The following is a 20,993-nucleotide window of genomic DNA, read 5'->3' on the forward strand; positions in this document are numbered from 1 at the left end:
CGTGTTCAAGAGTTTTCCGTCGATCAATGGCCAACGCCCCACGAATGTTGTCCCCCTCGGGGTTTCGCCGGCCCCGACCGACCAAGGCCAGCTGTCGGTCAATCCGCCGCTTGACGCGAACCTGCAGGCGCGGCTCGAACTGAAAAGCCACTTGCACGAGGTGCTGCTCGACCGGCTGAACCTTTCGGTTATCGACAAGGTTCAGCCGGAAGAGTTGCGCCGGGAAGTGGCGAGCCTTGTGTCCAAGGTTCTGTCCGATGAGGGCAAGGCCATGCGGTCGGAAGAGTTTCGCGCCCTGATCGACGAGATCCTTGACGAGGTTCTGGGCTTCGGCCCGCTTGAGCCGCTTTTGGCGGATCCATCGGTCAATGATATCCTCGTGAACTCGCATCGCGTGGTCTATGTCGAGCGCAACGGCGTCCTGGAAAAGACCCGCGTGAGGTTTCGCGACGAACGCCACCTGCTCAGGATCATCGACAAGATCGTCTCGCAGGTTGGCCGCAGGATCGATGAAAGCCAGCCTTGGGTTGATGCCCGCCTGCCCGATGGCAGCAGGGTCAATGCGATCATCCGTCCCTGTGCTATCGACGGACCATCGATGTCGATCCGTAAATTCTCGCGCAATCCACTGACCTTCGATCGCCTTGTCGAGGTCGGTGCGCTGACCCCGACGGCCGCGCGGTTCCTGCAGAAGTTGGTCGAGGCACGGCTGAACGTTCTGATTTCCGGCGGGACAGGCTCGGGTAAGACGACCATGCTGAACGCGATGTCATCCTTTATCGGTCGGGCCGAACGGATCGTGACGATCGAGGACGCAGCAGAGCTTCAACTGCAACAAGAGCATGTCGTTCGTCTTGAAACCCGCCCGCCATCGCCCGGCGGGGCCAATGCCGTGACCCAACGCGATCTGGTGCGCAATGCCCTTCGGATGCGGCCCGACCGCATCGTGGTGGGCGAGGTTCGCGGCGCCGAGACCTTTGACATGCTGCAGGCGATGAACACCGGCCATGACGGATCAATGACCACCGTTCACGCCAACTCGGCCCGTGATGCGCTTGGCCGGATCGAGCAGATGGTCACCATGACCGGGATCGAGTTTCCACTCTCTGCCCTGCGCGCGCAGATTGCGTCAGGCATCCATTTCGTTGTGCAGCTCAGCCGTCTCGGGGATGGCCGGCGCAAGGTAATGAGCATTTCCGAAATCACCGGGATGGAGGGGCAGATCGTCACCATGCAGGACATCTTCCTGTATCGCAAACGTGGCCGGGCCGAAAACGGCGACGTCCAGGGTGAAATGACAGCCACCGGCATCCGCCCCCGCTGTGCCAACCAGATCATCGCCTCGGGCATTGACCTTCCGGCAGAGATGTTCCGGCCTGAAGGGGGCGCATGATGGTAACGCCGCTTCTGACGCTCGATCTGATCCTGCCGGTCGTCTCGTTTCTGGGTGTCTTGCTCGCCTATGAAGGTATCCGTCAATTCTTCTCGGGATACGAGGCTCCCGGTGACGTGCGCAATCGTCGGATGCGCATGATCGCCCGTGGCGCAAATGGCGAGGATGTCCTGCGCATTCTGAAATCGAGGCCTGACACGTGGCTTCTGTCGGGCATACCCTTCATCGGCACCCTTCCTCAAGACCTGCGCCTTGCGGGTATTTCGCAGCCTGCGGGGCGGCTTGCATTGCTTTCGGTCATATTGACCGTCGTGCTGGCGCTTGCGGCCAGCAAGCTGATTTCGCTTGTTTTTGCGTTACCTTTTGCGGTGTTTGTCTTCATGGTCATCCCAGTTGCCACGCTGCACATCGCAGCCAGACGGCGGCTCGAAACCTTGACGCGGCAATTGCCCGACGCGCTGGATCTTATGGCGCGCGGGCTGCGTGTCGGGCATCCGCTGAACACCACAATGGCCTCGGTCGCGCGGGAAATGGCTGACCCCATCGCCTCCGAATTCGGCGTGATGGTTGATCAGATCGCCTATGGCGACGAGCTGGTCGATGCCTTCCGCGATCTTGCTGATCGGGCGGATACCGAGGACACGCGGTTCCTTGCCGTCAGCGTCGCGATCCAGCACGGGACCGGAGGGGATCTGGCGCGCATGCTGTCAACCCTGTCGCGGGTGATCCGCGACCGGCTGACCATGCGTCGCAAGATCAAGGCAATCTCGGCTGAAGGCCGGCTTTCAGCGCTGATCCTGTCGTTGATTCCCGTCATCATCGTCGTTCTGATGACGGTCCTGGTGCCCAGCTACTACGGCGACATCAGTGGAGATCCGCTGTTCCGCCCGACCGCAATCTTCGTCGTGGTCCTGGTCGTCGCCAATGCGATCACCATGAACCGGCTTGTGAACTTCAAGTTCTAGGGGGCGAATGCCATGTTTGAGAATATACCCGCGCTTCAGAACCTGGGCAGCCTCGGCCTTGTGGACTTTGGCATTTATGGCGTCGGACTTGGAGTATTCGTGACCTTCATGGCTCTGGTCGCGGCAACCTCACCAAGAAATCGCGTGGCCCGCAGGCTCGAAGCGCAACGACCCCGGACAGGGCGGGTCGGCTCCGACGCAGACCTGCTGCGCCCGGTCGCACAGACGCCGAATGGTCTGATGAAGTCGCTGATTCCGGCCGATCAGAAAGAGCGGACACAGGTACAGCGCCAGCTTGCGCAGGCCGGGAAAACCGGCCCGCACGCGGTGCGCAACTACTACATTCTGCGACTAGGAATGGGCCTGATACTGCCAGCAGTGCTAATGGGTTTGATCACTGCCTCTCAAACTGGTGTGATCACACTTCCTGAGCCCATCGCTATGAAGTTGAACGGGCTGACCCGGACGAACCTTCTGCAGATCATGGCTGTGATGGTCTGGGTGGGGTTCTTCGGCCCGGCCTACTGGCTGCGCGCAAGGTCAAACCGTCGGCGTGAGGCAATCCGGCTGGCGTTCCCCAACGCGCTTGACTTGCTGCAAATCTCGGTCGAGGCAGGCTTGGGCATCGATGCCGCGATGATCCGTGTGGGCAATGAAATTGCAGAAGCTGCACCCGAACTGTCGCAAGAATTTTTGACCGCGCAGCGCGAAATCCAGGCAGGACGTAGCCGCGACCGTGCACTTCTCGACATGGCAGAGCGCACGCAGGTTGAAGAGGTGACATCTTTCGTCAACGTCGTATTGCAGTCAATTCAGTTCGGCGCAGACATTTCGGGCGTTCTCGTGACCTATGCGTCCGAGATGCGTCAGCACCGCGAGCTGCGCGCGCAGGAGAAAGCAAACCGCTTGCCGGTGCAGATGTCGGCGGTTATGGCAACCCTGATGCTGCCAGCCCTGCTGACTTTGACAATCGGGCCTGTTGCCCTGCGATACGTGCGATATTTTTCGGAGTAGGCGCCGAAACTGGAATAAGAAACCCATATACCATTTCGCGATCCGATCTACGTCAGGGCGCACTAAGGCGGGCGCTTCATTTCATGGTTGTATTATTGATCGGGCGCTATGGTTTGTGGCCTGAAACCTTGACAATGAACAGTAGAACACGCTTAAATCAAGAGGTGAAGAATCTTGTTAACTGTATGATTTTCAACGTAGACATCGCAAAAGTACGCCTGTGTTTGCGTTATGGTGATAAAAATGGTCGCACATCACGAAGACAGTCGATCCGTTCGGGATGAAATTGCCCTCGGAGCGCAACAATCCCGTATTATATCCGCAATTGCGACCTGGTGCGAAGCTCTTCACGGAACTGCGTCTTTAAAATCTGCATTCTCCGATCTGTGTATCGGCCTTGGCGCCCAAGCCGGGATACTCGTACGCACCCGCCGCGCCCTCGGCCAAGTGAATAGAATTGCAATCCATGACCCGAAGGCCGAGCAAAGCTGCGGTCGTCCGCTGCGGTTCAGTTTGTCGGAAAGCGTCTTTGGCACTGATCTGGACGGTGCCCGCGCCGGCACAATCTGGCATGAGGCGGATGCATGCCACTCTGACGATCCACTTCTCAAAGAGTTTCAGGCCGCCCGCGGATTTCGCGAATTCTGCGTGCTGGTTCTGGCCAGCGGTCCGGTGAATCGCGATCATATCGAGCTGCATTTCCATGAACCGATCTCGGCCCGGGTACATGCGACGCTCGCCGCGGTGGTGCCGACGATGGCTCGCACCTGGGCAACCCGACAGATCGGTGTTGTGGCACGAGAGGCGGCGCATCAACGTCGCGATCCCGCGTCGGATGAGGCAACACCGATTCTCGGGGCTGCAAATCCCGCACGACTGAGCCGGGCGGAATACCGTGTTTGCCTTTTGCTCAGCCGCGGACTGTCGGCGCAGGGCGTTGCCGAAGAACTTGGGATCAGCGACCCGACCGTCCGTTCGCATCTGCGCAACATCTATGCAAAGACCCAGACCGGCAATCTGGCTGAACTTCTGTTCCGCCTGATCGGAACGCAGAAAAATGGCAATCCGGGAAGTCTGCGCTATGCCTGACGCAGCAGTGCTTCCTATTCTTGCGACTGCCCCGCTGTTGGTCGCGGTTGCCTACTTTGATTTGCGCTACATGCGGATTCCGAACGCGATCAGCTTGCTTGCCGTTGCACTCTTCGCTGCCTCCTCGCTGATCCTTCCGCCTGATGACCTGATGCAGCGACTTGCTGCCGCAGCGGTTGTTCTTGGAATTGGGTTTCTTGCCTTCGCCCTCGGACTATTCGGCGGCGGGGACGTCAAGATCCTTGCAAGTCTGGTCTTGTTTGTGCCGATTTCCGGGCTGAACGACTTCGCGATGCTACTCGCCTGGGGACTAGCAATCGGCATCGCGCTGGTTCTGGCCCTGCGAAAGCTTCCTGCGAACTGGCGCGAAGGCTGGGTCGGGTTGGCGGACCAACGCGGAATCCCGATGGGCGTTTCCATTGCGATGGCAGGTCTCGCCTATCCGATACTTGGTTCATTCTGAACGCTCCCGCCGATCATGCCGGCGGGAGGACTTTTCAATTGACCATGCGGAAGTAATCGGCCTCGAAGTTGTCTTCCATGCCCGATCCGCAGTAGCGCATGTTCATGTTGGATGTGCCTGAGATCTCGCCGCCCGCGACAAGGGCCGCGCCTTCGACCCCATTCGCGTTGGCCGCGAACTGGATGTTGTCTTTCGCAAGGATCTGGGCGCCGAAAAGATACAGATCGGCAGCGATATCGACAGATCCCATAGTCACAAGCTGTGCGCTGTTGCCGGGGGCGCAGCCGTCATCCTTTCCAAGCCGCAAACCCCCCGGCGAATTCATCGATTTCGCACCAGTGTTGGTGGTGACGACAACTGCATCTTCCAGCGCGACGCCTTGATTGAACTTGATCTCGCAATTTGTGACCAGAACGACTTTGCTCATGACGACATTATTGTCGATGGTCATGCGCTTTCCGCCATTGCAGGTGTAACGATAGAGCCGACCAGCGACCAGATCGGTCTGCTTCACCGTGTTCGACGGCAGCGTTACAGCGGTGGGGTAGGTGATGTAGTCCGGCAGGTACTCCGGATCGAAAGCCAGCAGACCGTCGACGATATCCTGAATCCGGCTGATGATACGAATGTTCCACGATCCCTCGCGCAGCGCATCCTGCAGCCCGTCGTTGGTCTCATACCCCGAGTTCGGCAAGTCGATATCATCGAGATCGGGCATCGACACGACAGTGCCGGGCTCGAAGTAGTTGTTCGAGTTCAACGAGACATGTGCGTTCGAATGGATGCAAAAGCCGTTGCTGTAGCTGTTGTTCGACTGAACATCGACCACTTCCTCGGCCACAAACCCTTCACGCAGGCAGGTGGGCTGATAGGTTTCAAAGACCGAAACCACCTGCAAGTCCCATTGATCCAGGCCTGCCAGTTGCAGCAGATAAACCGGCACAGGGTTATCAAGCTGACTGTGGCGCCAGGCCGTGACCTGCACCGCCGTCTTGGAGTTTTCGTCTGCGGTGAACTGCAGGGTATCGCGGTCCCATGTGCCAAACACGATATCCTCCGGGCGCACCGTCTCGCCATAGCTCTCGACCGGCAGATTGACGGCTGCCATTTCGATCCCGATGGTGCGGGCCTCATCGGCCGACTTTGTCTCGCGCGACAAAAGCGCCGCATGGGCGGCAGCGTCGGCTGCGATCTGCAGATCGGTGCGCGAGGTCATAAGGTTGCTTACGTCCACCGCGTAGCCGCCGATCATCGCCATGGATGCGCTGAGGAACAGCGACCAGACGGTCGCGCCACCATGTTCGGTGCGTTGAAAGGTACGAGCGCGGACCAAGGTTTCGGTGAGGCGGGTCATCTCAGGCCTCCGAAAGATGTTCAGCGGCAACTTCGATCGTCAGCGAATCCAGAAAACCAATCGGGGTATTTGCCGTGAGGTCGGATGAGGGGATGGTGACCACCGTCCGGATCACACCCGAGGTAACGGTCGTATCGACCGTGGCATTCGGGGCCAGGCCGTTGATCCGGTCCTTGATGTAGGCTTCAGCGACGTCTGTCGCGTCAGTGTCCCCGTCTGTACCGAACTTTCCGACAGACATGGCCCGGTTCGCGTCCTGCACGACGCGCAACACCTCTGCCTGGCGTCCAAAGATCAACGACGCATCAGCGACAAGGCAGAGAAGCGCGACGAACACGGGCATCCAGAGGACTGCCTCGATTGTAACGCCGCCGTTTTCGTGGCGGATGAAGCGTTTTGCAAATCGTAGAATGCCTGGACCAAACATCGCGGTCTCCGGTAAAAACAATTGCCCGTATCATGGGCCGGTTACAGTGGGCCGTTCTCGTAACTTTCCGGGCGACATACCACCCGAGGGACCCGGGCGCCTGTGGCGGCGCCCGGACTTGTTTCAATCATTCCAGGCCGAGGAGGGCGTTGACCTGGGTCACAACCGCTTCGGTGACCGGCTTGTTGGCTGCGGCATCAAGCAGGCTCAACTCCAGTTCGTGCTGATCGGCCACCTGGGCATCCAGAACCTCGACCGCGTCTTCGGCTTGTTCATAGGCCTCAGCGCCAGCGCGTTCTTCTTCCAGCGCGTCGATCTCGGCGCCAAGACCTTCGATCTCGGCAGTCTTTTCGGTTATTGCCGCCTCAATGTCAGGGTCACTGCCGCCGGCTGCTTCGAGGTCGGCCTCAAGCTGTTCAAGCTCGGACTCGGCGTTGGCCAGATTGCCGGTGGTCGTGTTGAGCGCATCATCGATCTCGGCGACCGAGCGATCAGGCTCTTCAAGACCTTCCAGCGTGGCAAGAGCCTCGGCCAGATCCTCTTCCAGCAAGTTGCCGCTGAGGACGGCATTGCGATAGGCCGCGATACGTCCAACGCGCGAGTTGGGCGCAGCTTTCGCCAAAGCCGCAGGCGACGCCTTCGCCGCATTCAGGGCACCAAGTTCAGAGGCTGGCACGCCAAGCGTATCGGACCACGCGGATTTCGACGATTTGCCCTTGGACTTCGAACCACCGGACGCGGTTTCCTTGCCCTTGCCGTTTTCTTTCCCGTTCCCGTTGCCTTTTGCGCCCGAGCTCTTGCCCGAGCCTTTGCCGTTGTCTGAGCCGCCTTTGTTGGCCCCCCCGTTGCCGCCACCATTTCCGTTGTCCGAGCCACCACCCTTATTGCCGCCGTCGTTCCCGCCGCCGTTTCCGTTGCCCCCTCCGTTCCCGTTGCCACCGCCGTTGCCATTCTTGGCATCGGCAGTTGCCGCGAACTGAAGATCAGGCACCATCGAAACGGGAACCATCAGGGCAGCAGACAGGCAAATCGCCCGCGCAATCATAAAGGGGGCCTTTCTCAACTCAGGCTTGGTTGCTAGCTGTGTCATGGCATGCCTCTTGTCCGAGTGATTCCAATTCCGCGCAGGATTGCGGAGTGCTTCATCCTCTGATTGCACAGGCTTGATGAACGGAGGCGAAACGCACTGTTCATTTTCAGTTCACCTTGAATCTGCTAGAACCCGAAAAATGTTCCGCGTGTACGCCTCCATCGCCTTCGCCCTTGCCGTCGTGACCTCCTCGGCGTCAGCGGCGCCTTTGCGTGAGCTATCGCAGAGAGAGCTTCGTCGGCACGTCGATGCAGGACATAGTCGCCCATTGCCGGAGATCCTTGCCGAAGTGTCAGGCGCGGTTGGTGGCAAGCCCTTGGATGTGCGCGCGTTTGCTGACGATCAGCTCTACTACCGCGTCGTCCTGATCCGGCCCGATGGCAAGATGGTCAGCGTTGTTGTCAATGCGCGGACCGGCCAGCTCATGTCGCAGAACTCGGGGGCCGCGAAGGCAATCAAGGCCGAGATTTCCACAGGGACACGTGCCACCACCTCCAGCAAGAGCAAGTCCTCCAAGTCTGCATCAGGCGCGGCGACCGGGCAGGGCAGCTCATCGTCACCCGGCAACAGTGGCGGCGGCAATGCCGGTGGAAACAGTGGCGGCAATGGCAATAGCGGTGGTAATAGTGGCGGCAGCGGGAATGGCGGCGGCGGCAATAGCGGTGGCAACGGGAACGGCGGCGGCAATAGCGGTGGCAACGGGAACGGCGGCGGCAATGGTGGCGGCAACGGGAACGGTGGCGGCAACGGGAACGGTGGCGGCGGCGGCAATGGTGGTGGCAACGGGAACGGCGGTGGCAACGGCGGTGGTAACGGTGGCGGCAATGGCAAGAAGTGACGACACCGGGCACTCATTCGCTTACGGTGAGGTGGTTTGGTGCGCATCCTGATTGCCGAGGATGAGCCGGCGCTCGCCGACCAGATTTCTGGCGCTCTGCGCAGCGAAGGGCGCGTTGTCGATATAGCCGCTGACGGCGAAAACGCGGCGCATCTTGGGGCGACAGAGCCCTATGACCTGGTCATCCTTGATCTGGGTTTGCCCAAGCGCGACGGCCTGTCGATCCTCAAGGAATGGCGGGCGCAATCTCTTGCAATGCCCGTACTGATCCTGACGGCGCGCGACGGCTGGTCCGAGCGTGTGGACGGGCTGGATGCAGGCGCCGACGACTATATGGCCAAGCCCTTCCAGATGCCCGAGCTTCTCGCCCGCGTCAGAGCGCTGATCCGGCGCCGCACGGGGCAGATCAACCCCCTGTTCCGCATCGGTGACTTCAGCTTTGATACCCGCAACGCGCGGGCCATGCGCAATGGTCTGCCAATCGAGCTGACTCAGCAGGAAACGGCCGTCCTGTCCTACCTGATACACAACGCCGGGCGGTATGTATCGCGGACAGAGCTCTCCGAGCATATCTACGCCTATGACGACGAGCGCGATTCAAACACCATCGCCGTCTTCGTGGCGCGGCTGCGCAAGAAGCTGGGTGGTGAGATCATTGATTCAGCGCGTGGCAAGGGTTACGCGATTCACTCGGCATGATGCGATCCCTCCGCATCCGGGCTATCGTCGGAGGGGTGCTTCTGTCTGCCTTTGTGGTCTGCCTTGGCAGCATCACGCTTTACCTCTCGCTTGATCGGATTGCGCGGGCGCGTTTCGACGAAACGCTCGCCAACAGGCATGCGCGTCTGGTCGTGGCGTTGTTTGACGTCGGGCCCGATCCAGAACAGCTCGCGCAGCGTTTGGCTGACCCGGCGTATCAACAGCCTTACTCGGGGCGGTACTGGCAGCTCATCGGTCCAGACGCATCTGTTCTGACCTCACCCTCGATGTTCGACTTCACGCTTCCTGATCCGGTTACCAAAGCCACGACGGGCCCCACCCTTGATTTTGTCACCACGTCTGCGGGCGAACTCCGCTCGATGGCGATGCCTGTCACCCTCGATGACGGCAAGGTCTGGCAGGTCATGTTGGCCGAGTCGATCGCGCGGCTTGAAGTGGAACGCGGCCTTATCCGTCGAAGCCTCGGCATGACCTTTGCAACGCTGGTACTGGGCGGGCTGATCGGATCAATTCTGCACGTCGCAACCGTTCTGCGCCCCATTGAACGTCTGCGGCAGGATATCCTGCGTCGTTGGGAAAACAGCGAGACATTGCTGCCGCGCGACTATCCGTCCGAAGTGGCGCCGTTGGTTGAGGACATCAATGCCCTGATATCGCGCAACCGCGAGATTATAGAGCGATCCCGAAGGCAGGGTGCCGATCTGGCCCATGCGCTGAAAACCCCCTCGGCCGTGCTGCGCAATGAGTTGGAGAGCGCGGGGCTCAGCGGTCCGGGTCTGGTGCGGGCGCGCGACGCGCTGGACCGGATCGATGCACAGGTCAAGCGCTCGCTTGCCCGTATCCGCGCCGGCAACGTCGGCAGCGCGTTTCAGGCCCCGACGCAGATTTTTGCGGTTTTCAAGCGATTGGGGCGTCTGTTTCAGGGGGTGCCTGGAAATGAACGGTTCGAATTCCAGCTCAAAGTCGACCCCACCATGACCGTGGCCGTAGATCGCCAGGACCTCGAGGAGATTGTCGGCAACCTCCTCGACAACGCTTACAAATGGGCGGAACGGCGCGTGACGGCTCGCGCGGAACAGGTGGACGCCGAAGTGATCATCCATATCGAGGATGACGGGCCAGGCATTCCCGAAGATCTGCGCGCCGCCGCATTGCGTTCGGGTGAGCGTCTTGACACCTCGCGCCCCGGCTCAGGTCTCGGGCTTGCGATCGTGTGTGACCTCGTCGATGCCTATGGTGGGCGGGTCTTGCTTGAGAAGAGTGAAACCCTTGGAGGTCTGCGCGTGAGCCTTTTCCTGCCAAGGACCTACCGGCCCCAAGCGGTTCATCAGTCCGGTTCGGCTGCCGGCAAATGACCAATTCACGGCATTCTCCCGCTGATCTGTAGGAGCTGCGGTTGATTGCAGTTGCGGCGTGCGCCTTTCGGCGTTTGCGATTTGCATCAGGTTGACCGGGCGGGCGGCTTGGGACGGCCGTGGGCTTTCCAAAGGTGATCAAGCTGCTGCGGTGGATAAGCCGACACATGCATCACACAAGGGCGGCCACAGGCGCTTGATAAAGAGCACATCGGATCTGCGGCGATTGCCTTTCTTCGATATCCAAGTGCCGATCCGGTTCGGTCGGTCTTTCCATGCCGGTAAACGGCCCACTCTCTTGGGCTTCATTCGCTGGAACCGGGGCAGGGCGTCGACGAGGGATCCAAGATAGAGAACAACGTCTTAACGCCCCTCGTAATCATGCGCGGGCAAGACTGGTTGACTGCCATCAACCCGGAATCAACATCCAGTCTACAGAAAGCTCGGTTCATCTTGGCTTCCCGCAGCAGGCTGAACCTGAGGCGCCGATAGCCGGGCGGTTTTGCAAGCCGATTACGCATAGCAATGTGTCCACGAAACCGGCAGCAGCTGACGCCCCTCTATCCGATCCCGGGCCTACTTGCATGCGGCCATATGGATCCCGGGACGGGCAAGCGACAGGTTGCTGCCGGACAGTGATCCTGCAGATAGCCCAGATTGGGCAGCTTTCCCCTTGACGAAACCTTTCAGGCATGCGGCTAATCTCCGAAATGGCACCGGTCGTTCTTTGCGGTTGATGTCTGATTGATAACTTTTCTGCTTTCAGGGCGGCGCACGGCACGTAATCACGGCCACAGCGCACGCACTTACGAACTTGATTTCGCAGCTCCGGACAGCCGGAGGGATCGGCACATGACCTGAAGGGCTGCGATGCCTTAGGTCAGATGTGCCTTGCAACAGGGAATTGCCCCCGCCGCGCGCAATGGGGCCGGAATAAGGGGTAAGGTTCATGACCATCCAACGGATCGTCGGGTTGCTTGCAGCGCTGTCGGCAACGACATTCCTGAGCGCCCCAGCCTTGCTCGCGCAGGAAAGCCCCGCAGTGGAGATCATGGCCGAAGATCCACAGGATGAAGGTCTGCTCACCGGAGATGAGTTGGACGAACTCTTCGCTCCGGTGGCACTTTATCCGGATGCGCTGCTTGGGCAATTGCTCCTCGCGACGACCTACCCGCTGGAGCTGGTCAAGGCCGACACCCTGCTGCGGCAGAACGCGGGCAAGTCGCCCGACGAGATCTCGGCCCTTGTTGCCGGGCAGGACTATCCCGATCCGGTCAAGGCCCTTGCCGCAGGCTTTCCCGATCTTGTCGGCCGCATGGTCGAACATATCGGCTGGGTGGAATACGCAGGCGAGGCGCTGGTCGCCCAGACCGACGACAGCATCGCCTCGATCCAGCGCCTGCGCGCCCAGGCAAAGCTGATGGGATATCTGGAGGACAACGCGGCCATGACGGTTGAGGAAACGGACGCAGGCAGCATCGCGATTGCCTCGACCAATCCCGAGGTGGTCTATGTCCCGCAATATAGCGAACAGGTCTACACCACCCCGGCCCCGTCGACCCCGGTCTATGTGACCGAAGAGAACAACTGGGACGACCTGCTGGTGACAGGCGCGCTTGTCTGGGGTGGCGCGACCCTTGTGAACGAGATCTTCGACGACGATGATGACTGGGATGGCCGTTGGGACAACTACTGGAACGATGGCCGATACGGCAACCAAATCGATTGGGATGGCGACGTCAATATCGATAACAGCATCGATATCGGCAATATCGACAACCGCCCGAACCGACGCCCCAATGCGGACAAGAACAAGCGTCCCGGCAATGGCGTTGGGAAGAATGATGGCAAACCTGGCAAAGGGGACGGCAAACCCGGCCAGGGCGCGAATGGCAAGCCAGCCAAGGGTGACGCAAACAAGCCAGGCCAGAACAATGGCAAGCCCGGTCAGGGCGGCGACGGCAAGCCGAACAATGGCAAGCCGGGCCAGAACAATGGCAAGCCCGGTCAGGGCGGTGACGGCAAGCCCGGACAGAACAATGGCAAGCCTGGACAGGGTGGTGACGGCAAGCCCGGACAGAATAATGGCAAGCCCGGCCAAGGCAACGGCAAGCCCGGTCAGGGCGCCGGTGGCAATCCCGAAGTCGGCCAAGGTGGAAACGTTGGTGGTGCAATCGCCGGTGGCGTCGCCGGCGGTATTGCCGGCGGGGCGATGAACCGCCCGTCGACCCGGCCTGCGGGACCGAGCACGCGCCCGGCCATCGATGAGGCGCGACCGGGCAGTGTCGACGAGGATCGCCTGAAGGCCGCCAAGGATGGTAATTTCCGCCCAACCCAGACAGACAAAGAGGCTGCGCGCGCCAAGATCAAGACCCGCAAGGCCGAAGGCAAGCCGCCTGCCGCCCTGCCGCCCGCAACAAGCAAGGGCGACCGTGTTGGCAAACCTTCGACGCGCCCGGCAAGCGCACCTAAACCGAAACTGACCAAGCCTGCACCGGCAAAGCCCGTCGCAAAGGCGCCCGCAAAGAAACCGACCGTGTCGCGCCCGCCCAGCATCTCAAAGCCCAAGACAACCATCCGGCCGAGCAGTGCATCCAAACCAAAGTCGACCGTCAAACGCACTCCATCGTTCAAGCCGTCTGGAAGCGGCTCTCGCGCCAAGGCGGCCTCAAGCCGCGGGAAAATCAGCCGGAAGGGGAAGCGTTGAAATGAAAACCATGGCCATCCTGCGGACGACCGTGCTCGCTTTTGCCGCGTCCAGCCTGCCGGCACTTGCAGAACCCGCGATCTATGAAACCCCTGAACAGGCGGTCGAGGCTTTTGTCGCGGCCGTCGACGCCTCGGATCGTGAGGCGTTCCTGGTGGTTTTCGGGCCAGAGTCCGAAGACCTGATCGAGTCTGACGACCCCGAAGAGCAAGCTGCGGCGCGGGACGAGTTTATGGCCGCCTATCAGGAGCTTGCGGAGATCGTCGATGATGAGGACGGCCGCAAGGTGCTTCAGATCGGGCTGGAGCGCTGGCCCTTCCCGGTCTCAATGATTCAGGTCGATGGTGGGTGGCGTTTCGATCCCGATGGCGCGCGCGAGGAGATCCTCGACCGACGGATCGGTGAGAACGAGCTCGACGTCATCGCCGTGCTGCAACGCGCGGTCGCACTCCAGTCGGACTATCGCAAGACCGACTGGGATGGCGATGGCGTGATGGAGTTTGCCCGCTCGATCATATCGACGCCCGGTCAGCGTGACGGTCTCTACTGGCCTGAGGATATGGGAGAGCCGCTGAGCCCGATTGGGGCCTTCATTGCCCAGGCCTCGGCCGATGGCGTTGCAATCGATGGTGTGGATCAAGGGCCGGTGCCCTACCTCGGCTACTATTTCCGTGTCCTGACGAAGCAGGGCCCGTCTGCCGCGGGCGGTGCTTACGACTATCTCGTTGCGGACCAGATGATCGGAGGGCATGCCCTGCTTGCCTATCCGGCTGATCCGGGTCAGACGGGCGTCATGTCCTTCATGGTGGCCGAAAACGGCATCGTCTATGAGGCCGATCTCGGTGCCGACACGATCGCTGTAGCTGACAGCATCGACAGCTTTGATCCGGGTGACGGATGGGTGCCCGTGACAGTGGAATAGGCCCAAGCCATCAGGAAATGGCAGATTTCGTGAACGCCGCGTTGTGTCAGATCATATGGCTAACCTGCGCTGGTACTGGCCGCGTACCTTGATCATCGCCTTTGGCGGGGCAGCGCGCTTCACACATCATCAGTGCGAGCCACCGAACCTGCATTGACAGGGCGGCGATACTGGAATTTCAGCCTCCCAGCAGGGGCAAAAGTCTATGAGGCTACCCATCATTTTCTTGTGGTCGATGTCCTTGCGGCGCATTCGACACGGTGAAGGGCGCACGGCGGCGAGAGGGGGGCTTCGATCTGCCATGGTCCGTTTCATTCGTGCCGTCGGATGGATCGTTTCCGAAGCTCAGCCCGCGAACAGGTTTGCACGATGTACCGCGATTCCTGGCATAACTTTCCAAGGAACGCGCCACATGTAGGCTCGATCCGACTGGGTCATCCGGGATGGAGGCCAAAATGAACTCCACCTTATCCTGACCCAGCTCAGCACCGATTGCAGCCAATGACGGGCTCTGATCCCTGGATATCGGAATCCGGGATACGGCGTGACAGAACTTATCAGCGTATTTCAGGGATTTAAGTGGTGCCCGGAGACGGATTTGAACCGCCGACACGCGGATTTTCAATCAGGTTTTCGGGAATGAATTCTCCGGATGACTCATCGTGCAGAGGGAGTTTCATGGAATATAACTATTTGTTTTTGTTGATAAAATTGGTATCCTTGTCGGGCGGGTGGATTTGCCCTGAGCTGGCCTAGAAGAACAAGTGCAGATCAAATCTGTGACCCCGTTGTGACCCCGTTTTGCCATTCACGCGTCTGAGGAGCCGAGCATGACCGATCAAAAGACGAAGCGCGAATTGACGGATGGGTTCCTCCGCAGCGTTGTGGTGGAGGAGCGCACGGACTTTTCCGACACCAAGGTTGAAGGTTTGCAGGTCCGCGTCAGCCATACGGGAAAGAAGACTTTTGCTGTCCGCGCCCGCGCGCCCTCGCGCGCAATTCAGCGTGTGAACATCGGCAGCTATCCTGAGCTGAAGCTGGCGGCTGCGCGCGATATGGCGCGGGAACTGATCGTCAAGATCCGGCAAGGTGTCGATGTGGCCGCTGAGCGGCGTGAGGCGCGCGCACCGGTCGTCGCAAAGCCCACCTTGAGTGACATCCTCTCCGAATACCGCCAAGTCGCGACCGCCAAGGGGCTGGGCATCTGGACGCCAAGCCAGCCGCATCTTCAGCCCGAAGCCGAGCGCAGTATCCGCGCCGTTTTTGCAAAGCTGTTGGAGCGGGACCTGACATTGGTTTCCACGATGGATTTGATGATCGAGATGAAGGCCTATCGGCGTGTTGGCCGGACAGGGAAGGGCGACACCGCGAATGGCCGTGTGTCAAAAGCGCGGCTTTATCTGATGCCCGTGCTGGATTGGGCGGCGGGCCGCCGTAGGTTTCGCAAGGTCGGGGCAGGGCGTTTGCCAGCCATCGCGGCGCCTGATGCGTCGGAGACCGTGGATCTCGCGGTGGATGATCCCAAAATCCTCGGGCATCGAGAGCGCGTGCTGGATGAGCATGAATTGACCCGTCTTTTGCCGCTGTTGACTTACCCGGCACCCCAAATTGAGGGTCTTCAAACGCCCCCCGAAAAGGATTTCCGTTTCATCGCGCTGCGGTTCATCTTGCTGACTGCGTCGAGGGTCGCGAATGTCGAAGACGCGTTGTGGCGTGATATCGATTTCGCGCGTGGGATTTGGACAAAGCCGAGCATCAAGAACACCAAGGGAAAGCAGATTGTGCGGTCTCAGATCGTCCATCTGTCAGATGCCGCACTCGCGTTGCTGAAAGCCTTGCCGGGGTCAGACATGTCCAATCCCCTGGCGCATGTTTTTCCCAACACAAACGGAGGACCTTTGGGAAATTGGACACGCTTTCAGGAGGCGCTCAACCGGGCCTCGGGCACCTCCGGATGGCATCGACACGACCTGCGCCGCACGGCCAGCACATTGCTGGATCAACTGGGCGTCGATGCGGTGATGGTGGGCCGGGTTCTGGGGCACTCAGTGTCGCGTGAAGATAAGGCCGCCGCCACGGCGCTGCGGCATTACATCATGCAAAAGCAGATCCGCTCACATGTGGATGCGCCAATGAAGGTCGCGCTTGATCTTTTGGCGGAGGTTTATGCGGCGATGGAGGCCGATGGGCGGTCGATGGCGCGTGTTGCTTGAAGAGCCTCGGGTTGCGCCAGGCAGAGATTTCTTTGTTCAATGGAGGGAAAATCGCCACGCAATGGTTTGGCAGATCGGATCAGCGCCGAGAGCAATTCTTGGCCCTCAGCCGACTTGAGCGCTGCATGCTGCTTCACGGTCGAGTATTGAGCTGCAGTATGGTAGTCCCAAGTGAGCAGTACGACAGCGCTATAAAGAGGGCCGATCGACAGTTTCCGCCGTAAGCGGATTACTGCAAAGGGCGGAAAGCCGTAGTTCGCTGCAATGAAGACGAATGTCTGCCTTTGATAACGCTACGACCGGACCGCCTTCACTCGAAACGCTGGTCTCGATCTCGGCTTTCCTCCTGCTCGGCCTGACGGATACGATCAATTCGGGCGCGGATGTCAGGAACCAAGCGAGAGATCGTGTGCCTGACCTCAGGCGCAGGATGATCCTGTAAAGATTCTATCACGGCGAGACGGCACTCCATAATCGCCGCTCGGCTACCCGACCAGCTCATTGGGGCAAGATGCTGGAGATATGCCTCGACCACGTCCTCGGGGCGCGGTGCCGCCTTGAGGAACGCTTGAGCGAGTGGAGAAATCTGTCCGGATTCACCTTCATCATCGACCCCGCGCGCGAAGGGAGAGATCTGACGGGCGACTCTGGTCCAACGGTCAGGATTTTGTCTGCACCATTCGATCAGAGCCTCAGTCGGCACGCACGAGAGTGGCCCAGGACGCGGACCGTCTCGAAACCTTATGGACGGCTCATCTGCTTCGTCGGGAAAGACGCGGTCGAGAAAGACTTTGGGGGCTCGCTCCGCCAGTGCGGAAAGCGTTCTTTCGACATCATAGGTGCTCCCGTATCGTCTTGCAGCACGATCTATGATCGCCTCCATTACGCGGTTCGCCCCCGGTCCGTCATCCCCGCGCAGACACGCCGACATGGCGCGCGACATATGCTCATCTATGTTCACATGAATATCATCTGCGCTGATGATCTCCATGACCGCATCAAGGCCAACTTGCCGAACCTCTTCTGGCCAGCGATATCGGACTTTCCCTTCGACATATCGGAGCATGTTCAGCGCATCGACTACTTGCCCCGGACCGCCCGATTTGGCGAGGATGGTGCGCAAGAGACGAACGCGGTCTTCATCACTCAGCTCGCGCTCTTCGCGCCAGGATACATCGCTGAAGTGCCAAACTGGAGTTTCCGCCTCCCCAGCGATTTCGATGACGTGTTCCAACTCCTGCGTAGGCAGCACACCCCTCGCGAGAAAGATACCGTATTGTCGTCGCAAGGCAGGGATACCTCGACACTCAACCCGAATGTCGTTTGCGACGGCTGGGTTCGAGATATCAAGCTGCTGAATGAAGCCTGAGAGGACGCTGGTCTGGCGTGTCCGGGAGGGATCGATAAGATGCAGATCTCGAAGGGCTCCCCATACCTCGACAGGAGCGGCTGCCCCTTGCGCGAGTCCGACACCGAGTTGATAAAAAGACCCGACTTCCGCTTCGAGAAGATTACGACCCACAGCGCGTAGGCTATCAAGGCTGGCCGCCAGTTCCTGCCCGAGAAGCTCTAAGCGTTGCGCTCGCGAGGCCTCGGCAGCATTTACGTCTTCGTCGTCGTTCTCTAAGTGGAAATCCCAACCCATGACCATCTCTGCGCGCACACGAGCTTCGAGGTCTACTGGCTCCATGTGATCGACAAGGCGCAGGACATTTTCTGTATCGGCGCGGGGAAATTCTTCGCCGCGGCGTTGGATATAATAGAGCATCCGTTTCAGAGCGTGCCTACCTTCGGGCCAAGGCGCTGCCGCTTGCAGTTGTCGCGCGACTTGGTCGATCCGTGGCCTTAGTGTAGGGATGCACTTCCAGATGTCACCGATTTCGTCTGCAAGCGCTTTTCGGGCGCTGTCTCTGATCGCTACAGGGCCATCCACAGCGATCTCGGCCGCCAAATCGAGCCACCTTGTGAACCACTCGACAACGTCTTGCCAATGGGGTTCCCATCCGAACGCATCTGGACGCGCATCATCGTAAGAGAGGATGGAAGAGGACCAGTAGCCCGTTCGCAATGCCGAGCGAAGCATGATGATACCGCGCGCGTTGTGGTCCGGGTCGTTCGCCAAAAGATACTGGCGCGCGACTTGGATGCGCGTGTCGGTCTGGGCCAGCGTTCCAGACAGGTAGAGGTTGAAAAGGCTGCTCAACGCATCGTCGGCATTCGATGACCGTTGCTCGGCGACCGCGATGGTTAGCGTCACCAGTCGTTCGCAGGCACGCGGGAACATGGCCTCGGAATGAGCGATCCGCGAGATCATGCGGGTCAAGCTGTCGAGGCTATGGAAATCTCCTGAGGCAGCCTGAAGGGCAGCTATCATACCATCGATAACTCGCAGCGCCTCATCCGGGACTAGGTGACACACGGCTACAAGCACATGCATGTCCGGCGTCGGACCATGCAAGGGTCCGCCTGCGTCCATCCACCGAGTGACGATGCGGCGAGCCTCATCTGAATCGTGAAGGTATGAAAGTCGCCGAGCGAACGATCGACGGAGGCGCAGATTGGCGGCAAAGCCATCCGCGATACTCCGCCATGGTATCGACTTCAGAGCCTGTGTGGCGAGACGGTTTGCGAGAGCGTGGGGCAGAACGGCTCTCCACCTGCTTCGGGCTTGGGCAAGTCCCCGGTCGAGAAGAGTAGCGGCGTGCCGATGCATTGCTCTCCGTGACAATTCGGCAAGTGAGCCGAGGAAGGTCAGCTCATCCGGTTCCTCCTCGCCGTCCACTTCGAAAGAGTAGACCAGCGACAGAACCTCTGCCGCGCGCGCCAGTTCTTCGTTCCGTTCCTCGCGTTGCCAGAACAGGCGATCGAAAAGCGCCGAGTCCTCGAAGGCCGAAAGGGTTCCTGTTCGGGGTGCAGCTTGGGCGAGGGCGAATCCCAACCGGGCGTTGCCTTGAGCGAGTTCCGCGAGTCGCCGAGCATCTCCGGAAGACAGGTCACGGCGGCGACGGCGGAGAAGGACCTCGACAATGTCGGAACCCTCTGCCTCGACGCGAACGACATCGGTTTCCTCTGGCCTATCGGCTCGGACGTCATACTCGACCGTGATCAGCCGAACGGGTCCCGGCCGCTCGGCCAATTTGCGCGCCAGTGCTTGGTGGCTTTCCGGTGGACAATTGTCGACAACCAAAATTGCCGGCGAATTACGGTCGACAAGCGCTTCAAGCATGCCCATGGGCGCTGGGTCGGGCGAATGGCCCAAATCCGTGTAGATAGCATGTGAGCTAGGCAATGCAGCCAAATCTCCGATTGGCTCGAAAAGCGCCTGCACGATGCGGCTTTTCCCAATACCGGACAGCCCGGCGATGCGCACAGAACCGGTTCCATTGCGGACAAGGCTTCGAATAGCATCGAGTGCATTCGGGAGTTCTCGGATCGGATCGTCGCGCCCGATGCGAAATACGAGCCCCGCCTCGCAAATCAGATCGTCAGGTTCTCCTTCCGGTGTTGACGACCAACGTCCGAAGGGCTGCCAGCCCGCGAGGATGGGAAGTGTCAGGCGTTTTCGTAGCCACAAGGCTACCGAAGCCTGTGCGCTCACCCATCGACTAATTGCTTTCCGGTCAAGAAATATCAGATCCAGGTCTGCCCCGTTGGGATCGTCGGCAACAGCCGCACGCATCGCATCGACACGTCGTCGAAGCATCGCTTCTGAACAGTTCGCACCTGCACTTGCAATTATATAGGAACCTCTCCTGGCAGCGAGTGCAGATATCGCTGGCCGAAGTGAGCCGCCATAGCGCATCTCGCCCGTGATGGCGGCAGCAGCAAGGTCGGCTGCTTTGACCTGGATTCCTACGTCTCGCCGTGCGAGCGGGCCAGCGGGCAAAAACGATCCGACCGGATCCACGACAATATCGAGTCCTCCGTCGGCGGCAGTCTGACTGCCTCCCCAACGGACCTCGTTTCGATGACCCGCTTGCCTCTCGCGCTCCGCCTCGCAAAGCCGTGCCAATAATTCGCGAAGATCCGCATCTGTTAAATCGACCAAACGGTCAGTCGGAAGGTCGAACACTGGCATGTTTCATTTCCCATATCGGCGTCGCCTGCGTCGCTGCAAAACGGAGCAATGGTGTATACATTACCCCCTTTAATCATTTGACTCGTCTCATAGAAGGCTGAACCGCGACGGGACTGCCGGGCGTTCCGAAATCTGGGCGGCATGGTGCGGTTTCCACCACCGATGCTGCGCAGCAATACCAACGACAAGTCTGGGGACGCTGCACCGCGGCACCCGTGCGGCTGCGGGCGGCGGCTTAGGGCCGTCCGCCCCGTTCTGCCAAGCTGATCGCAGCCGCGAACACGAGGAAATCCGGTTCGATCGAAGGGCTCGTGGACGAGAAACGGCAGTAGCGCTTCGCGAGCGCCTAAAGGACCCCGCCGAAC

Annotated in this window: 15 protein-coding genes; 11 read left to right on the top strand and 4 right to left on the bottom strand. The window is 59.9% G+C overall.

What is annotated here, in order from left to right:
- The first annotated feature begins 1 nt into the window (after position 1).
- The 5 genes from FQU74_RS17735 to FQU74_RS17755 all read left to right on the top strand — a co-directional run bounded on the left by FQU74_RS17735 (position 2) and on the right by FQU74_RS17755 (position 4,924).
- The gene (locus FQU74_RS17735) at positions 2-1,393 is read left to right on the top strand and encodes a TadA family conjugal transfer-associated ATPase (protein ID WP_146287815.1); all 1,392 of its coding nucleotides are present in this window, start codon (positions 2-4) and stop codon (positions 1,391-1,393) included.
- On the top strand, positions 1,390-2,358 hold the full coding sequence (locus FQU74_RS17740; RefSeq protein WP_146287816.1) for a type II secretion system F family protein: 969 nt from the start codon (positions 1,390-1,392) through the stop codon (positions 2,356-2,358). The genes FQU74_RS17735 and FQU74_RS17740 overlap by 4 nt, the downstream gene beginning before the upstream one ends.
- 12 nt (positions 2,359-2,370) lie before the next feature.
- Complete coding sequence (locus FQU74_RS17745; protein ID WP_146287817.1) at positions 2,371-3,372, top strand: type II secretion system F family protein; 1,002 nt, start codon at positions 2,371-2,373, stop codon at positions 3,370-3,372.
- A 447-nt stretch (positions 3,373-3,819) separates the two neighbouring features.
- The gene (locus FQU74_RS17750; protein ID WP_158635628.1) at positions 3,820-4,461 is read left to right on the top strand and encodes a helix-turn-helix transcriptional regulator; all 642 of its coding nucleotides are present in this window, start codon (positions 3,820-3,822) and stop codon (positions 4,459-4,461) included.
- Positions 4,454-4,924, top strand: coding sequence for an A24 family peptidase (locus tag FQU74_RS17755; RefSeq protein WP_158635629.1), 471 nt, complete (start codon positions 4,454-4,456; stop codon positions 4,922-4,924). Before FQU74_RS17750 ends, FQU74_RS17755 begins: the two co-directional genes overlap by 8 nt.
- A 34-nt stretch (positions 4,925-4,958) precedes the next feature.
- On the opposite strand, the gene FQU74_RS17760 is transcribed toward FQU74_RS17755, so the two are convergent.
- The 3 genes from FQU74_RS17760 to FQU74_RS17770 all read right to left on the bottom strand — a co-directional run bounded on the left by FQU74_RS17760 (position 4,959) and on the right by FQU74_RS17770 (position 7,795).
- Positions 4,959-6,278 (bottom strand): pilus assembly protein TadG-related protein, encoded by a 1,320-nt coding sequence (locus FQU74_RS17760; protein ID WP_146287820.1) that lies wholly within the window; start codon positions 6,276-6,278, stop codon positions 4,959-4,961.
- Between the two features lies 1 nt (position 6,279).
- The gene (locus FQU74_RS17765; RefSeq protein ID WP_146287821.1) at positions 6,280-6,705 is read right to left on the bottom strand and encodes a TadE/TadG family type IV pilus assembly protein; all 426 of its coding nucleotides are present in this window, start codon (positions 6,703-6,705) and stop codon (positions 6,280-6,282) included.
- A 127-nt stretch (positions 6,706-6,832) separates the two neighbouring features.
- A complete protein-coding gene (locus FQU74_RS17770; RefSeq protein ID WP_146287822.1) occupies positions 6,833-7,795 on the bottom strand; it encodes a hypothetical protein in 963 nt (320 codons plus the stop codon).
- Positions 7,796-7,934: 139 nt separating this feature from the next.
- Between FQU74_RS17770 and FQU74_RS19455 the strand changes: the two genes are divergently transcribed.
- The 6 genes from FQU74_RS19455 (at position 7,935) to FQU74_RS17805 (ending at position 16,550) form a co-directional block, all read left to right on the top strand.
- Positions 7,935-8,633, top strand: coding sequence for a PepSY domain-containing protein (locus FQU74_RS19455; RefSeq protein ID WP_188781601.1), 699 nt, complete (start codon positions 7,935-7,937; stop codon positions 8,631-8,633).
- A gap of 39 nt (positions 8,634-8,672) precedes the next feature.
- Entirely contained in the window at positions 8,673-9,332 is a 660-nt protein-coding gene (locus FQU74_RS17780; protein WP_146287823.1) for a response regulator, read from the top strand.
- The gene (locus FQU74_RS17785; RefSeq protein WP_146287824.1) at positions 9,329-10,708 is read left to right on the top strand and encodes a sensor histidine kinase; all 1,380 of its coding nucleotides are present in this window, start codon (positions 9,329-9,331) and stop codon (positions 10,706-10,708) included. The genes FQU74_RS17780 and FQU74_RS17785 overlap by 4 nt, the downstream gene beginning before the upstream one ends.
- A gap of 949 nt (positions 10,709-11,657) precedes the next feature.
- The gene (locus FQU74_RS17790; protein WP_146287825.1) at positions 11,658-13,415 is read left to right on the top strand and encodes a DUF3300 domain-containing protein; all 1,758 of its coding nucleotides are present in this window, start codon (positions 11,658-11,660) and stop codon (positions 13,413-13,415) included.
- Between the two features lies 1 nt (position 13,416).
- Complete coding sequence (locus FQU74_RS17795) at positions 13,417-14,337, top strand: DUF2950 domain-containing protein (RefSeq protein WP_146287826.1); 921 nt, start codon at positions 13,417-13,419, stop codon at positions 14,335-14,337.
- Between the two features lie 830 nt (positions 14,338-15,167).
- Complete coding sequence (locus FQU74_RS17805) at positions 15,168-16,550, top strand: tyrosine-type recombinase/integrase (RefSeq protein ID WP_146287827.1); 1,383 nt, start codon at positions 15,168-15,170, stop codon at positions 16,548-16,550.
- 310 nt (positions 16,551-16,860) lie between these two features.
- On the opposite strand, the gene FQU74_RS17810 is transcribed toward FQU74_RS17805, so the two are convergent.
- Entirely contained in the window at positions 16,861-20,628 is a 3,768-nt protein-coding gene (locus tag FQU74_RS17810; protein WP_146287828.1) for an ATP-binding protein, read from the bottom strand.
- Between the last annotated feature and the right edge of the window lie 365 nt (positions 20,629-20,993).

The organism is Gemmobacter aquaticus (genome assembly GCF_007859075.1).
GTDB lineage: Bacteria > Pseudomonadota > Alphaproteobacteria > Rhodobacterales > Rhodobacteraceae > Gemmobacter > Gemmobacter aquaticus.

Excerpts from the sequence above, each read along its gene's own strand:
- FQU74_RS17740 (WP_146287816.1), top strand. The coding sequence starts at position 1,390 with ATGATGGTAACGCCGCTTCTGACGCTCGATCTGATCCTGCCGGTCGTC.
- FQU74_RS17745 (WP_146287817.1), top strand. The coding sequence starts at position 2,371 with ATGTTTGAGAATATACCCGCGCTTCAGAACCTGGGCAGCCTCGGCCTT.
- FQU74_RS17755 (WP_158635629.1), top strand. The coding sequence starts at position 4,454 with ATGCCTGACGCAGCAGTGCTTCCTATTCTTGCGACTGCCCCGCTGTTG.
- FQU74_RS17760 (WP_146287820.1), bottom strand. The coding sequence starts at position 6,278 with ATGACCCGCCTCACCGAAACCTTGGTCCGCGCTCGTACCTTTCAACGC.
- FQU74_RS17765 (WP_146287821.1), bottom strand. The coding sequence starts at position 6,705 with ATGTTTGGTCCAGGCATTCTACGATTTGCAAAACGCTTCATCCGCCAC.
- FQU74_RS17770 (WP_146287822.1), bottom strand. The coding sequence starts at position 7,795 with ATGACACAGCTAGCAACCAAGCCTGAGTTGAGAAAGGCCCCCTTTATG.
- FQU74_RS19455 (WP_188781601.1), top strand. The coding sequence starts at position 7,935 with ATGTTCCGCGTGTACGCCTCCATCGCCTTCGCCCTTGCCGTCGTGACC.
- FQU74_RS17785 (WP_146287824.1), top strand. The coding sequence starts at position 9,329 with ATGATGCGATCCCTCCGCATCCGGGCTATCGTCGGAGGGGTGCTTCTG.
- FQU74_RS17790 (WP_146287825.1), top strand. The coding sequence starts at position 11,658 with ATGACCATCCAACGGATCGTCGGGTTGCTTGCAGCGCTGTCGGCAACG.
- FQU74_RS17795 (WP_146287826.1), top strand. The coding sequence starts at position 13,417 with ATGAAAACCATGGCCATCCTGCGGACGACCGTGCTCGCTTTTGCCGCG.
- FQU74_RS17805 (WP_146287827.1), top strand. The coding sequence starts at position 15,168 with ATGACCGATCAAAAGACGAAGCGCGAATTGACGGATGGGTTCCTCCGC.
- FQU74_RS17810 (WP_146287828.1), bottom strand. The coding sequence starts at position 20,628 with ATGCCAGTGTTCGACCTTCCGACTGACCGTTTGGTCGATTTAACAGAT.